Below are 14220 nucleotides of genomic sequence, written 5' to 3' on the forward strand. Positions count from 1 at the left end.
TGCGACGAGAGCGCGAGGGCGCAAGAGCACGGGCACAAGACCACGAGGACGGCGAACCCCTATATACGAAGCCGAGACAAGCACCGACCGACGACCGACCCCGACTTCGACACCGGCTTCGAACTCACTACGATGACCGACGCACCCGACGGAACCCCCGAGACAGACGACGAGACCAGCCCCGACTCGGTTCGGGCGAACACCCCCGGCCGCGGCGTCCGCCCCGAAGCGGCCGCCATCGAACCCGCCGCGCCCGACGACTTCGGCCTCGTGCAGGTGTGGTGGGGCGACGGCAAGGGCAAGACCACGGCCGCGATGGGCATGGGCTTCCGCGCCGCCGGCCACGGCTACCGCGTCCACATGCTCCAGTTCCTGAAGGGCGGCGCGGACTCCGTCGAGGCCGTCCGCGGGGAGTACAACGCCATCGCGGCGATGCCCGGCTTCTCCTTCGAGAACCTCGGCCACTACGGCTGGGCCGGCATGGCCGACGGGAGCGACGACGCCGACCACGAGGCGCAGGTCGCCGCCGGTCTCGACCGCGCCCGCGAACTCATCGACGCCGCGGCCGACGCCGACCTCTCGAATCCCCTCGACCTCGACGGCCCGCCCGAGAACGGCGTCCACTTCCTCATCATCGACGAACTCCTCTACGCCGTTGCGATGGGGCTGCTCGACGAGGAAGACGTGCTCGACCTCGTGGAGCGAAAGCCCGAGAACCTCGAACTCGTGTTGACCGGGAGCCACGAGGAGCCGACCTACATGTACGACGCCGCGGACCTCGTGACCAACGTCAGAAAGGAGAAACACCCCATCGACGCCGGCCAGCGCGCGAGAAAAGGGACCGAATACTGAACCGCGTTATTCCGGCTCAACGCCGACTGAGCGCTGAGACAGCGCCGATTCAGAGCCGCCGAGCGATGTCCAGCGCCTCGTCGGTCGGCACCGGTTCGTCCAGCGACCGGAGCGTCTCGACGAGCGCCGCGACCCGCGCCTCGCCGGGGTCGTCGTCGCCGACGCGCGCCAAGAGCCGTCGGGCCGCGCCGGTCCCGCTCTGCGGACCGAAGTAGAGCGTCCGCGACCCGCCGAAGACGACCGGGTCGAACGGCTCGAACGTCGCCGGATCGTCCAGCATCGCCGCCGTGTGGAGCCCGGACTCGTGGGAGAACACGTCCGCGCCGAGCACCGATTTCTCCGCCGGCACCGACTCGCCGAGCGCCGTCAACACGTCGTTCGCCCGAGGGATGAGCGTCGAGGGGTCGAGCGCGGGGCGGTTCACGGCGCGGCTCGTCTCGGCCGCGACGACGAACTCCTCGACGGGGACGTTGCCGGCGCGCTCGCCGATACCGCCGACCGACACGTCCACCTTCTGCACGTCGTGGGCGACCGCGGTGAGCGCGTTAGCGGTCGCGACGCCGAGGTCGTCGTGGAAGTGGACGCCGAGGCGGGTCGGGTCGGTGTCGAGGTCGTGGAGGAACGACGACACCTCGAACGGCGTCTTCGAGCCCACGGTGTCCGCGATAGTGAGGTACGTCGCGTCTATCGAGTCGAACAGGTCGTCGAGGAACGCGGGGTCGGTCCGGAAGCCGTCCATCGCGGTGAAGTGGACTTCGAGTCCGGTCTCGGTCGCAGAATCGACCGTCTCACCGACGAGCGAGCGCAGTTCGTCCTCGTCTTTGCCGAGCAGTTCGGTCCGCTGTCGCTCACTGGTCGGCGCGAACACGTCGATGACGTCGACGCCGGCGTCGACCGCGGCCTCGACGTCTTTCGGAACGGCCCGGGCGATGCCCGTCAGCTTCGTCTCCACGTCGACGGCGTCGCAGACCGCTCCGGTCTGTTCGCCCGCGATGGGGAAGCCGACCTGCACGTAGTCGACACCGAGGTCGGAAAGCGCGCGCACGGCTGCGACCTTCTGCTCCGTCGTGTATGACGCGCCGGGTCGCTGTTCGCCCTCGCGGCAGGTCACGTCGAGGAGGACCGGCTCCGAGGCGGCCATTCAGACCCCTCCCGCGCGCCGGAGCGCGTCGATGTCGGCGTCGTCGTAGCCGAGCGACGAGAGGATGGCCTCGGTGTGCTCGCCGAGCTTCGGCGGGTCGGTCGATTCGGGGCGGTCGAAGCCGCTGGCGACGACGGGGAACCGCGGGACGCTGACCGACCGCGACGTTCCCTCGGCGGTCTCGACCTCGGTGAAGAAGTCGGTCGCCCGCAGGTGCGGGTCCGCCGCGACCTCGTCCATCGAGTTCACCTTGGCGACGGGGACGCCGACCTCGCGCAGGCCGGCGACGAGGTCGGCCGCGGGGAGCGTCTCACATTCGGCGCGGAGCAGGTCCATGAGTTCGTCGAGGTTCTCCCGGCGGTCCGGGAGCGTGTCGAACCGGTCGTCCTCGTGGAGGTCGAGACCGAGCGCCTCGCAGAGCGCGGTCCACTGGCGCTCGCCGGAGGGGCCGATGAACACCCACTCGTCGTCGGCCGTCTCGAACACGTCGTAGGGTGCCCAGTTGGGGTGCGACGCGCCCATCGGCCCCGGCACGTCGTCGTAGGCCTCGGTGTACGCGAGCCAGTAGCCCATCATCGAGACGGTGGACTCGAACAGCGGCGCGGTCACCTTCGACCCCTCGCCGGTCCGGTCGCGGCGGTAGAGCGCCCCGAGGACCGCTATCGCGCCGTAGAACGACGCCGCCATGTCGGCGATGCTCGTGCCCGACCGGACCGGGGGCATCCCCTCGTGGCCGGTGACGCTCATCAGCCCCGACAGCGCCTCCGCGATGGGGTCGAGCGCGGGGTACGACTCGTAGGGACCGGGGTTGAACCCCTTGATGGAGCAGTAGACGAGGCCCGGATGCGTCTCTCGCAACTGCTCGTAGCCGATGCCGAGTCGCTCTGCGGTCCCCGGCGCGTAGTTCTCGACGACCACGTCGGTCTCGTCGAGCAGGTCGAAGAACGCGTCGAGCGCCGCGTCGGACTTGAGGTCGAGCGTGAGGCTCCGCTTGTCCCGGTTGACGTAGTTGAACGAGCTGTTTCCGACCGGCGACGACCCGCGGATGAGGTCGCCGCCCTTCGGGTGTTCGACTTTGATGACGTCCGCGCCGAGGTCGGCGAGGAGCATCGAGCAGAACGGCCCGGCGATGATGTGGCCGAGTTCGAGGACGCGCACGCCGTCGAGCGGGAGCCCGGACGACGCCGACGCGGTCGCAGAGCCGGTCGCGTCCGCGGCAGTCTCGGTACTTTCGGCGCTCTTGGCGCGCTCGGCGCTGTCGGCGCTGTCGCCGCTCATGGAGTGACGCCCCCCGCCCCCGCGGGCGACGACGAGCGCTCGCTGGCGCGTTCAGACCCGAAGAGTATCGTCTCGCCGTCCTCGCCGAAGACGAACGCGTCGGCGAGGTCGAACGACACGTCGAGTCGGTCGCCCGCGACCGCGTCGTCGACGGCGTCGCTCACCACGTCGAAGGGAGTGCCGTCTTCGAGGCGGCCGTGGACCACGGACTCGGTCCCGAGCGTCTCGACGACCTCCACGTCGACCGAGAGCCGACACGCCCCGTCGGAGCCCACGTCGAGATACTGCGGCCTGATGCCGAGTCTGACGCGATCGCTGGTCGGGGCCTCGACGCCGGCCGGGAGCGAAAGCTCGAACCCGGGGCCGACGAGCGCGGTCCCGCTATCTCTCGCCTCCACCGCGCAGTCGACGACGTTGGTCGAGGGCATGCCGATGAACTGCGCGACGTACTCCGAGTTCGGGTAGTCGAACAGCTGTTTCGGCGGGTCGACCTGCGCGAGTTCGCCGTCGCGCAGGAGGACCACCTGGTCGCTCATCGTCATCGCCTCGGTCTGGTCGTGGGTGACGTAGACGACGGTCGTGTCGAGTTCTTGGTGGAGTCGCTGAATCTCGACGCGGAGGTCAGACTTGAGCTTCGCGTCGAGGTCGGACATCGGCTCGTCCAGAAGCAGCACGTCGGGGTCCTGCACGAACGCGCCGCCGAGGGCGACGCGCTGTTGTTGCCCGCCGGAGAGCTCGGCGGGCATCTTCTCCAACTGCGCCTCGATTTGGAGGACTTCGGCGGCCTCGTCGATGCGCTCGTCGCGTTCTGCCTTCGGGACGCCGTGAATCTTCAGGCCGTAGCCGATGTTCTCGCGGACGGACATGTGCGGGTAGAGCGCGATGGACTGGAACACCATCGAGACGTTGCGCTCCTGCGGCGGGAGGTCGGTCACGTCCTCGTCACCGAACGAGACGGTGCCCGAGGTGGGCGTCTCCAGCCCGGCCAACATGCGTAGTGTCGTCGTCTTCCCGCAGCCCGAGGGGCCGACGAAGGTCGTAAACGAGCCTTCGGGGATGTCGAGGCTAAGGTCGTCGACGGCGACGTGCGTGTTTCCGAGGGTGCGAAACTCCTTTCTGACGGTGTCGAGGTGGATGCTGGTTGCCATTATTCGAGGCCTCCAACGCTGAAGCCCTGGAGGAGGTATCGTTGCAGGAACAGTGCGATGAGGAACGGCGGAATCGAGATGAGAAGCGAGACGGCCATCGTCTCGCCCCAGCCGATGCTGACGCGGTCCAAGAACAGCGACGCGCCGACGGTGATGGTGTACATCTCGTCGCGGCTCATCACGACGCGTGCCATGGTGAAGTCGTTCCACGCGACGGCGAACGCGAAGATGGCCGCGGAGATGTAGCCGGGTCGGGCGACCGGTAGGACCACGTCTCTGACGGTGCGCCAGCGACTCGCGCCGCGGACCCACGCGGACTCTTCGAGCGCGATGGGGACGGTCTGGAAGTACTGCCACATCAGCCAGATGCAGAACGGCGCGGAGATGGCCGTCAGCGCGAGGGTGAGCGCGAAGTGGCTGTTCAGCAGGCCGAGCGTCGAGAAGACGACGTACAGCGGGATGGCGAGGACGATGGGGCTGAACATGTACGAGAACAGCACCGCCCGCGCCGCCAGCGACTTCCCGGTGAAGTCGAAGCGCGTCAGGCCGTAGCCCGCCGCGACCGCGATAGTCGTCGAGAGGACGGTCGACCCGAGGGTGACGACGAGGCTGTTGACGAAGTACCGGACCGTGTCGGTCGACCCGAGAAGCACGAGGAAGTTCCGGAGCGACGGCTCGGTGGGAAGCAGGTTCACCCGCCCGCCGGCGAACGTCGTCGCCGGTGACTGGATGGCGATGACCACCATCACGTACACCGGGATGATGGTGAACACCGAGATGAGAAGCGCCGTCAGGTAGACGGCGATTCGCTGGAGGCGTTTCTGGGTGTCGTGGGAGACGAGGCCGCGACCGGAAGATGTCGCCATCTCACGCCACCTCCTTTTCGGGGGCGAACGCCCGGAAGTAGACCACCGCGACGCCGGCGAGGAGGAAGAACATGACGCCGGCGAGCGCCGTCGCCATGCCGAAGTTCACCTCGCTGAACGCGAGTTGGTAGACGCGAATCGGGAGCGTCGTCGTCTGCTGGAGCGGGCCGCCGCGAGTCGAGAGGTAGATGATGTCGAACTTGTTGAACATCCAGATGCCCCTGACGAGGAGGATGATGAGAATCGCGCCGCGGAGGTGCGGGAAGGTGATGTCGCGGAACGCTTGCCACGTCGTCGCGCCCTCGACCCGCGCCCGCTCGTAGAGGTCGGGGTCGATGGCCTGCAGGCGGGCGAGCAGGATGAAGAAGGCGAAACTGGCGAACTTCCAGACGCTCGTGACGACGACCGCCGGCATGGCGAACTCCAGGGTCGAAAAGAACGCTATCGGCTTGTCGATGAGCCCGGCGTCGACGAGGAACTGGTTCAGAATCCCGATGTTGGGGTCGAGGATGAACTTCCACATGAAGATGACAACGAGCGTCGGCAGGAGGTACGGGAAGATCATCAGCGTCCGCAGGGCGTCGCCGCCGCGGATGCGCTGGTTGATGACGAGCGCGAGTCCCAGCCCTATAATGAGGCTCAACCCCGTCGTCGCTACCGCGTAGACGACGCTGTTCCAGAGGAAGCCCCAGAACGCGCCATCGCCGAGGAGTGCAGCGTAGTTGCCGAGGCCGACGAACTCGGGGTTCCGCACCGGCGACGCGAACAGGCTCATCCCGAGCGCGTAGACGATTGGGATGACCCAGACCACGACGAAGAACGCGAGCATCGGGACGAAACACGCCGCCAACAGGAGCGTCGTGCCGTCCACGTCGCGCTCTCGGATGGCCGACCCGGCGGCCGCCAACCGCGATTTGAGGGCCGTACTCATTGCAACCCGCGGAGTTGCTCGGCCAGCCAGTCGACCGTCTCGTCGGGCGTGAGCCCGCCAACGAGAAGCTGGTCAGCCGCCTGCCCGAAGAGCTGTTCGCTGTAGGCGTCGGCCGCGACGATGTTCGGCGCGCCGTCGTCGCCGGTGGCGAGGACGCTCGTAAAGGCGTCCCAGTTGTCGCGGACGAGGTTCATCACGTCGGGGTGCTGCTGGATGACCTCGTTTTCGGTCACCTCGGGCGCGTCGAGTTGCTCCCGCGTCGGCGGGAACTGGAACAGCGGCGCGGAGAGCACGAAGTCGAAGAAGCGCGACGAACTCGTGAAGAAGTCCACGAACGCCTGTGCACCCTCGGTGTTCTGGCCGTCGTTGCGGACGAGGTGGCCCTCCATGTACGCCCACCACTTGTCCTGCGCCGCCCCGCTCGGCACGGGGAACGGCATCGGACTGAGGTTCTCGACGAGGTCGGGGCGGTTGGCCTGAATCGTGAGGATGGGGAGGCCGCCGACGCTGGCGATGGCCGCGGCGTTCTCCTGTTGGAGCGCGCCGATGGCGTCGCCCCACGCCCACCCAGAGCCGTTCGGCGAGTGCTCGGCCATCGACTGGACCCACTCGAACGTCTCGACGGCCGCCTGTCGGTTGTCGTCGTTGTCGAGTCTGACCTCGATGCCGTCGGAGGGGCCGCCGTAAACCTCCACGTCGTTCTGCCAGAGGTACTGCGTCATCTGGGTGTCGGCGTTGTTCGTCTGACCCGACTGGATGACGTAGCCCTCCATCGACTCGTTGGCCGACACCTCGCCGGCGGCCTCGACCCACTCGCTCCACGACGCGGGCATCTCGGAGTACACGTCGTTTCGGTACCAGCCCATGAGCGGTTCGACCATCGCGGCCGCGAAGTACGACTCGCCGCCGACGCTGACCGGGTCGGGCAGGTCGTTATCTTGGACGGCCCCCGTGACCGGCGCGAGGACGCCGTCGCGCTGAAGTCGATACGCGTCCGTCGAGGTGTCGAAAAGCAGGTCCGGCGGGTTGCCCGCGGCGACCATCTTCTGCATCTCGGCGTCCGAAGATGTCCCCTTCGCCGTGTAAATCATCTCGACCGTGTGGTCGGTCTCCTCCTCGAACTCGGCGATGATTTCGTCCATCACGTCCTTCGAGTCGCCGCGGTCCGAGAGGTATCGAATCGGCTCGTTGGAGCCGCTGCCACCGCCGCCGCCCAGACAACCAGCCGTCGTCACCGCCGCCGCGCTGCCGACTGCCGCGAGGAACGTCCGCCGCGACGACCCGCGCGTTTTCCGCCCGTCACCACCACGAGAGTGATTCCCATTTATCATGGTAATTGCAAACAATACGTACACTGCTAGAGGCCACGGGAGTAGTGCCTACCCCTGTTGGCTCTTTATATCGGGACCGCCGGATATGATGACGCGTTTCAGGTGTACTAGGCGCTTAAAACCCGACTCGCGGCGCGTGAGGAGCCGAATCAGGGGGAGTCGAGAGGAGTCGGGGGCTATGTGCTGTCGGGGTTCGCGGGCGTCGTCGCGTCGGCGAGCGCGTCGCTGAGGAGTTTCTTTTCGGCCCGGCGGAGGTGTTCCAACACGGTCGGCCTGCTCACCTCGAACGCCGCCGCGATTTCCTCGACCGTGACGCCCCGCGGCCAGTCGTAGTAGCCGCGTTCGAGCGCGTAGCCGACGACCTCGGCCTGCCGCTTCGAGAGCCGCGTCGAGGGGCCGACGAAGGGTTTCAGCCGCCGGAGTTCGACGGTGCCGAGCGACCGGAGCCCCGAGATGATGGCCTTGAGGTCCGCCCGTCGGAACACGACCACGTCGAAGACGCGCGAGCGACCGTAGAACTGGCTCATCCGCTGGAGCATCCCGTGGTTCTCTCGGATGACGGGGAGCGCGCCGGACGACCGCTTGGTGATGAGCAGTTGGTCGTCGCCGACGAGTTCGAGGTCGCGGACGACCTCGCTGGCGGCGAGTCGTTCCGCCATCTCGTCGCGGTGTTCTCCGGCGTCGACGACGAAGCGGATGTCCGTCTCGCCGAGCACCTCGCAGTTCGTCACGACGACCGGCCCGTCGACGAGGTCGCTCACGTGCGACAGCACGTAGTCCTCGTTCAGTTCGAGGAGGATGGTCGCGCGAAGCATCGCTATCGAGACCTCCGGCTGTCGGGGCTGGACGGGCGTCCGAGACGGTCCTGTTCGACCACGGCTACTGCGCCGATACGTCGCCCGTGGGTAATAGCTGTATCCCGAGGCGGGCGGCAGGCGGCGGGCTGCCCGATCACGTTGGGCGGTCCGCGGCCGCCAGTTCGACCCAGTTACTCCTCGCCGGGCGACACCGTGATGACGGGTACCGGGGCGCTCCGGACCGTCTGCTCGGCGACGCTCCCGAGGAGGATTCGGTCGACGCCGCTCCGCCCGGTCGTCCCCATGACGACGGCGTGGATGTCGTTGCCCTCGACGTACTCCCGAATCGCCTCGCTCGGCGAGCCGTGTTCGATGGTCTCGGCGAGTTTCGTGACGCCGTGTTCGTTCGCCTCCTCGACGACCTTCGAAATCGCCTCGTTCGCCCCGCGCTCGCTCTCCTCGCCGGAGAGCATCGACCGAACGTCGAAGCCGAGCGCCGAATCGTCCACGACCGACAGCACGTGGACCGTCGCGTCGAGTTCGGCGGCGAGTTCGAGGCAGTGGCTCGTCGCTCGTTTCGCGGAGCGGCTCCCGTCGGTCGGGATGAGGATGCGCTCGTAGGGGAACGTCAGCTCCTCGTCGGGCTTCATGCGGGCGGTGAGAACCGGCCGGTCCGACAGGCGGACGACCTTCTCCGTGACGCTCCCGCGGAGCTGTCGGGAGATGCCTTTGCGCCCGCGGGTCGGCATCACGACGAGGTCGTAGTCGTACTCCTCGGCGTACTCGACGATGGTGGGCGCGGGGTTGCCCTGCACCACGTCCGTCGAGTAATCGACGCCGAGGTTCTGGAGCGTCTCCGCCGCCTCCTCGACGACGGCCTCGCCCTCGCGTTCGAGCGCGTCGACCACGTCGTTCCCGACCACGGTGACGCTGTCGCGGGTCGTGTCGGCGACGAAGAGCAGTCGTATCTCCGCGTCGTCCCAGTGGGCGAGTTCGCTGGCGTGGTGAAGGACCGCGCTCGACGACGTGCTCTCGTCGACGGGCAGGAGGATGCGCTCGTACATGGCTTGTCATACACCCGGTCGCCGGTAAGTCCTTTCGCCGGACAGCGACCGCGGACAGCCCGCCCCCGGCGTCACGGACCTCGGCGCGCCACACAGTTATCAGACAGCAGTCACAACCGAACGGTCATGGCACCGACAGACGAGTCACCGCCGGGCGGCGAAACGCGGACGCGGCAGCGGCGACAACGACGCCAACGACGTGACGACGACGAGACCGGCGTCGACGCGTGGCTCGACGCGACGGTCTACTTCGGGCTCGGACAGCACCTCCTCCTCGCGCTGCCGATGCTCTGGGTCGCCTTCATGACCGTCTCGACCCCGGTGGCGGTCACGACCGCGGCCGTCGTCTCGCTGGCGGTCGCCTGCCTCGCCATCGGCGCGCTCCGCATGGACGCCGTCTCCGTCGGCGCGCCGTGGCACCGCATCGAGGACAACGAAATCGGTCTCGGCCCCGACGCGGGGTACGGCTTTCTCCTCCGCCGAGCGGCCTATCTGAACGCGACGCTTGGCCTCGGGACGTTCCTCGGTGCCCGTGCCGACCTCGCCGGAGCGGGGCTCTCCGGTTCGGCCGTCGTCGCCGGCGGCGTCGCGCTCTGTGCGATGCTCGTGCTCCCCCGACTGCGCGCCGCGCCAACCCGCGCGTCGGCTGCAGCCGCCGGAGCCTACTACGCCGTCTCGCTCCTCGTCGTCGCCACGTTCCCCGGGATGGTCGACCTGTTCTCCCTGTCGCCGTCGGTCGGGCTCTGCGTGCTCGCGGTCGCAGTCGCCGCCGCGTTCGATGTGTCGACCGGCCGGGACCGGCGCTGACTCGGCCGACTTCGGCCGACTTCGACCGACCGCCCGCCGTCTTCCTCGGTCATCAAGTTTTCAACCCTCGCGCACCGACTCGTCGGGCATGACACCGATTCCGCGAACGGGCCGCCCTCCCGAGGTGCCGCGGCGTGACTGACGCCGCGCTCGCCGACGACCCCGTAGCGGCGCTCCGCACGGCGGCCGACACCCTCAGCGACCGGCGCGAGGCGGTCGACGAAATCGGCCGCGAAGAGCTTCAGACGCTCGCGTCAGCCGTCGGCGACGTGATGGGGATTCTCGACCGGTTCGAAGAGCGGGCGACCGACGACCTCGAAGGCTACGTCGCGTTCCGCGAGGCGCTGTCGAACCGACTCGAGGAAGTCCCCGCGGACGTGCGCCACAGCGACGCCTTCATCGACGCCAACGACTCGCTCACCACCGGCATCACGTCGTCGCTGTCGGCGTCGGACTTCGAGCAGGCCAGACGCGAGTTGGACCCCGCCCGCGAGGAGGCGGCGCTCCTCGACGAACTGGACGAGGCGAGAGAGGACTACCGGAGCGCCCGTCGCCGGGTGCAGGAGCGCGCGGACGAACTCGACGCGCGAATCGAGCGCCTCGAACGCGTAGAGCGACTCGGTGAGGTCGACATCGACGCGCCGGTGGACGAGCTTCGCGACCCCATCGAGCGGTACGACGACGCCGTGACCGAGGCGTTCGACCGGTTCCGCGCCGAGTCGCCCGCCCGCGAGGTGCTCGCGTGGCTGGCGGCCGCGGAGTCCTATCCGCTCGTCGAGACGCCCAGTCCTCCCGAGCGACTCCGCGAGTACCTCGAAACCGCCGCCATCGGCGACGAGCCGATTCCCACGCTCGTCGAGTACGCCGGCTACTCGCGGTCGAAACTCGACCACTACGTGGACGACCCCAAACAGTTCTCCGCGGCCGTCGGGACGAACAAGCGGTTTCTGGAGACGCTCGACGCCGACCCGCTGACCGTGTCGTGGCCGCCGGAGCCCGCCTCGGAGCTCCGCTGGCGGACCAAAGAACTCGTCGCCGTCGTGAGTCGGTTCGCCGGCGACGAGGCGGTCGCGCGGGCCCGCGAGGTCCACGAACTGACGTACGACGAGTCGTACGATCACCTCCGCACCGCTGCGGTCGCGCGTGCGGAACTCACGGAAGACCAGCGTGACCGCCTCCGGCGGGGCGTCGTGGCCGACGAGTTGGCCTCGGCCCGCGAGGAGCGCGAGCGGGTTCGAGACTGCCTCGACGCCCACCCGCGACTGGACGACTGAGCGTCGCCCGGCGACCGCGACGATGAAACCGGGAGGCGAGACAGCGGCAGAAGACACTTACCGCGCTCGGCGGAACAACCGACGATGCGTCTCCGGAAACTCGCCCTCCTCCTCGCGGTGGTCGGTCTCGTCTGTCTCCCCGCGCCGGTGTACCTGCCGGCGCTCGCGGAGGCGACGTCGCCGCCGCCGCAAACCTCGCAGTCGTACCGAGCCGAGACCGTGTCGCTCGCGAACCAATCGGACGTCGAGACTATCGTGAGTCGCCACGGGCGGACGGTTTCGATTTCGGTGCACCAAGTCAGCCACCGGTACTCGGCCGGCGAGTACCGCGCGCCGAACGAGACCCGCGAGACGCTGGAGGCGGCGATGCGGAACGGCACCGCCCGAACCGCGGCGGCGGACGCGAGAGCCGACCTCCGCGCGATAGCGCGGAACAACACGTACGTCCACGACGCCTACGGCGAGCGCGAGCAGTACTACCGGTTCAGCGTGGAAGAAAACGGCTCGCTCGTCACCGCCCGAAACGTCACGCTCCAGCGCGTCGCTAACACCACCGTCGAGCGAGGCGCGTATCGCTATGAGGACCTCTCACCAGAGGAGAGGGAGACGGTCGATAGAATCCTCCGGAACTCCTCGGATGAGGACTTCGGCTACCGCCTGCGGGTGAACGACGCCTTCGTGGAACCCCTCCCGGCGCTCGTGGAGAAGGATGGAACGCTTCACAGTATCACCGTCTACGGGCACGTCGACGACTTCGGCTTCGGGGCCGCGTTCGTCGTCGGCCTCGGCGTGGCTGGGGTCGGCGCAGTTCTGATTCTCGTCGGCGGCGTGATGTACGCCGTCGCTTGGTGGCGCGAATAGCGGGAGAAGAACCGCAACGAACCGCGAGACTACGGCTTAGTTCGCGTCGACGATTTCGACGTCGAAGACGAGCGTCTCGCCGGCGAGCTCGTGGTTGAAGTCGATGCGGACCACGTCGTCGTCGGCGTGGACGATTTCGCCGAGACCGCCCTGCTGGGTCTGGACGTACAGCCCTTCCTCAGGCTCGTCGCCCAGCACTTCGCGGAGCTGTTCGGTCTCGTGCTCGCGGATGAGGTCTTCGTCGTGCTCGCCGTAGGCCTTCTCCGGCGGAATTTCGATGCTTTCCTCGTCGCCGACGGACATGCCGACGAGCGCCTCGTCGAGGCCCTCGATGACGGTCCCCGCGCCGACTTCGACCACGAGCGGTTCGTAGTCGCGGTCGCCCTGCGCCTCGGAGAGCCCTTCGGCGTCGGCCACGTCCTGCCGCGACGTGTCGAAAACCGTGCCGTCAGGGAGCTTTCCAACGTATTCGAGCGAAACGGAGTCGCCGGTTTCTATCGTCATACCGCCTACTCTCTGCCGGAGACGGATAAGTGACCGTACTGGCGGCGAGAATATAAGTAGTCTGATACATCGGGGCGCGTGCTCATGCTCTCAGCGCGCCACTAGGTCGCATGGCGTTCGCCCGAACGAACGGTATCGACACCTACTACGAGCGGCGAGGCGAGGGGCCGCCGGTGGTCTTCGTCCACGGGGCGATTCTCGACCACGGTCAGTGGGACCGACAGATGGTGGCGCTGTGCGACGACTACACCACCGTCTCGTACGACGTTCGGGGACACGGCCGAACCGGCGGGTCCGACTTGGCGACGTACTCGATGGAACTGTTCGCCGACGACCTCGCCGCGCTCGTCTCGGAGTTAGGCCTCGACAGGCCCGTGGTCTGCGGGCTCTCGACCGGCGGCTGTGTGGCGCAGGCGTACGCGATGCGGTATCCCGACGGGCTCTCGGGGCTCGTCCTCGCGGACACGTTCTCCCCGGTCGTCTTCGACCGTCTCGAACGGTTCCAGCGACTCGTCGTCCCGCGGTTGACGATTCCGTTCGTTCGACTCGTCGGCTACGAGCGCGTGGAGAAGGTCATGGTCTGGTTCCAAGAGCGGTTGTCGGGAACGGCCGCGGGCGGCGACTACGGGAACATCGAGGGCCTCCGAGACCGCGGCCCGCCGATGGCGACCGACGAGTTCGCGAAAGTGATTCGGGCGGTCAGCCGGTTCACCGATTCGTCGGTCGTCCTCGGCGACATCGACGTCCCGACGCTGGTCCTGTACGGCGAGCACGAACTCCCGTTCGTGCGCAGGCACGCTGCGGCGTTCGGCGACGGGATTCCGACCGTCGCGGTCCGCGCGGTTCCCGACGCCGGCCACGCGTCGAACCTCGACAACCCCGCGTTCTTCGAGGACGCCCTTCGGGAGTTCCTCGACGGCCTCAGAACAGTCGCCAGATGAGCGACCGGAGTTTGTAGCCCAGCGACCCGCGCTGGTAGCCGTTCCACCCGCTCATGCCGCCCGCGAGTGTCGCCGCGTCGTACCCCTCCTCGCGGAGGAGCCCCGTCGCCCGCTTCGCGACGATGCCCATCTTACAGACGACGACCACGTCGCGGTCCCGCGGAATCTCGTCCAGCCGACCTCGAAGCGAGGCGTCGTCGCCCGACCGGAGGTCGTCGTAGACGGGAACGTTGTGACTCCCGTCGGGTTTGTTCGCTCCACTCACTTCTCCGACGTAGTCACGTTCGCTGACGCTCACGTGACTCCCGTCGATTGCGCCGCGCTGGTAGTTCGACTCTGGGCGGATGTCGAGGACGAAGGGGTCGTCCCCGTCGGCGAGGCGGGCGTCGAGTTCGTCGGGGCGAATCGAAGGCACGGCTCATCAC

The 14220-nt window shown here is 67.9% G+C and carries 15 protein-coding genes; 5 read left to right on the forward strand and 10 right to left on the reverse strand.

Annotation, left to right across the window (positions count from 1 at the left end; all coding sequences use genetic code 11):
• Nucleotides 1–132: 132 nt before the first annotated feature.
• Nucleotides 133–852, forward strand: coding sequence for a cob(I)yrinic acid a,c-diamide adenosyltransferase (locus tag C5B90_RS16450; protein WP_115883066.1), 720 nt, complete (start codon nucleotides 133–135; stop codon nucleotides 850–852).
• A 49-nt stretch (nucleotides 853–901) separates the two neighbouring features.
• Here the strand turns inward: C5B90_RS16450 and C5B90_RS16455 are convergent, their stop codons facing one another.
• The 8 genes from C5B90_RS16455 to C5B90_RS16490 all read right to left on the reverse strand — a co-directional run bounded on the left by C5B90_RS16455 (nucleotide 902) and on the right by C5B90_RS16490 (nucleotide 9408).
• Nucleotides 902–1993 (reverse strand): LeuA family protein, encoded by a 1092-nt coding sequence (locus C5B90_RS16455; protein ID WP_115883067.1) that lies wholly within the window; start codon nucleotides 1991–1993, stop codon nucleotides 902–904.
• Nucleotides 1994–3271 (reverse strand): CaiB/BaiF CoA-transferase family protein, encoded by a 1278-nt coding sequence (locus C5B90_RS16460; protein ID WP_115883068.1) that lies wholly within the window; start codon nucleotides 3269–3271, stop codon nucleotides 1994–1996.
• Complete coding sequence (locus C5B90_RS16465; RefSeq protein WP_115883069.1) at nucleotides 3268–4419, reverse strand: ABC transporter ATP-binding protein; 1152 nt, start codon at nucleotides 4417–4419, stop codon at nucleotides 3268–3270. The genes C5B90_RS16460 and C5B90_RS16465 overlap by 4 nt, the downstream gene beginning before the upstream one ends.
• On the reverse strand, nucleotides 4419–5285 hold the full coding sequence (locus tag C5B90_RS16470; RefSeq protein WP_004040845.1) for a carbohydrate ABC transporter permease: 867 nt from the start codon (nucleotides 5283–5285) through the stop codon (nucleotides 4419–4421). Before C5B90_RS16470 ends, C5B90_RS16465 begins: the two co-directional genes overlap by 1 nt.
• 1 nt (nucleotide 5286) lies before the next feature.
• Nucleotides 5287–6216 (reverse strand): carbohydrate ABC transporter permease, encoded by a 930-nt coding sequence (locus tag C5B90_RS16475; RefSeq protein ID WP_115883070.1) that lies wholly within the window; start codon nucleotides 6214–6216, stop codon nucleotides 5287–5289.
• Complete coding sequence (locus tag C5B90_RS16480; RefSeq protein WP_115883282.1) at nucleotides 6213–7451, reverse strand: ABC transporter substrate-binding protein; 1239 nt, start codon at nucleotides 7449–7451, stop codon at nucleotides 6213–6215. The genes C5B90_RS16475 and C5B90_RS16480 overlap by 4 nt, the downstream gene beginning before the upstream one ends.
• A 272-nt stretch (nucleotides 7452–7723) precedes the next feature.
• Nucleotides 7724–8362: a helix-turn-helix domain-containing protein gene (locus C5B90_RS16485; protein WP_004978354.1), complete on the reverse strand. Its 639-nt coding sequence runs from the start codon at nucleotides 8360–8362 to the stop codon at nucleotides 7724–7726.
• Between the two features lie 173 nt (nucleotides 8363–8535).
• A complete protein-coding gene (locus C5B90_RS16490) occupies nucleotides 8536–9408 on the reverse strand; it encodes a universal stress protein (RefSeq protein ID WP_115883071.1) in 873 nt (290 codons plus the stop codon).
• Between the two features lie 126 nt (nucleotides 9409–9534).
• Between C5B90_RS16490 and C5B90_RS16495 the strand changes: the two genes are divergently transcribed.
• From C5B90_RS16495 to C5B90_RS16505, 3 genes are all read left to right on the forward strand, one after another.
• Nucleotides 9535–10215: a hypothetical protein gene (locus C5B90_RS16495; protein WP_115883072.1), complete on the forward strand. Its 681-nt coding sequence runs from the start codon at nucleotides 9535–9537 to the stop codon at nucleotides 10213–10215.
• Nucleotides 10216–10349: 134 nt separating this feature from the next.
• Nucleotides 10350–11489 carry a hypothetical protein gene (locus tag C5B90_RS16500; protein ID WP_115883073.1) on the forward strand — a complete coding sequence of 380 codons (1140 nt, stop codon included), beginning with the start codon at nucleotides 10350–10352 and terminating at the stop codon, nucleotides 11487–11489.
• A gap of 84 nt (nucleotides 11490–11573) precedes the next feature.
• Nucleotides 11574–12350, forward strand: a complete 777-nt coding sequence (locus tag C5B90_RS16505) for a hypothetical protein (protein ID WP_115883074.1) — start codon at nucleotides 11574–11576, stop codon at nucleotides 12348–12350.
• A 36-nt stretch (nucleotides 12351–12386) separates the two neighbouring features.
• On the opposite strand, the gene C5B90_RS16510 is transcribed toward C5B90_RS16505, so the two are convergent.
• The gene (locus C5B90_RS16510; protein WP_008093880.1) at nucleotides 12387–12854 is read right to left on the reverse strand and encodes a peptidylprolyl isomerase; all 468 of its coding nucleotides are present in this window, start codon (nucleotides 12852–12854) and stop codon (nucleotides 12387–12389) included.
• Between the two features lie 110 nt (nucleotides 12855–12964).
• Here C5B90_RS16510 and C5B90_RS16515 point away from each other — a divergent pair, with 110 nt between their 5' ends.
• The gene (locus C5B90_RS16515) at nucleotides 12965–13795 is read left to right on the forward strand and encodes an alpha/beta fold hydrolase (protein WP_115883075.1); all 831 of its coding nucleotides are present in this window, start codon (nucleotides 12965–12967) and stop codon (nucleotides 13793–13795) included.
• Here C5B90_RS16515 and C5B90_RS16520 read toward each other — a convergent pair.
• Complete coding sequence (locus tag C5B90_RS16520) at nucleotides 13776–14210, reverse strand: rhodanese-like domain-containing protein (RefSeq protein WP_115883076.1); 435 nt, start codon at nucleotides 14208–14210, stop codon at nucleotides 13776–13778. The genes C5B90_RS16515 and C5B90_RS16520 overlap by 20 nt on opposite strands.
• Between the last annotated feature and the right edge of the window lie 10 nt (nucleotides 14211–14220).

Origin of the sequence: Haloferax sp. Atlit-12N (genome assembly GCF_003383095.1) — an archaeon.
Classification (GTDB): Archaea; Halobacteriota; Halobacteria; order Halobacteriales; family Haloferacaceae; genus Haloferax.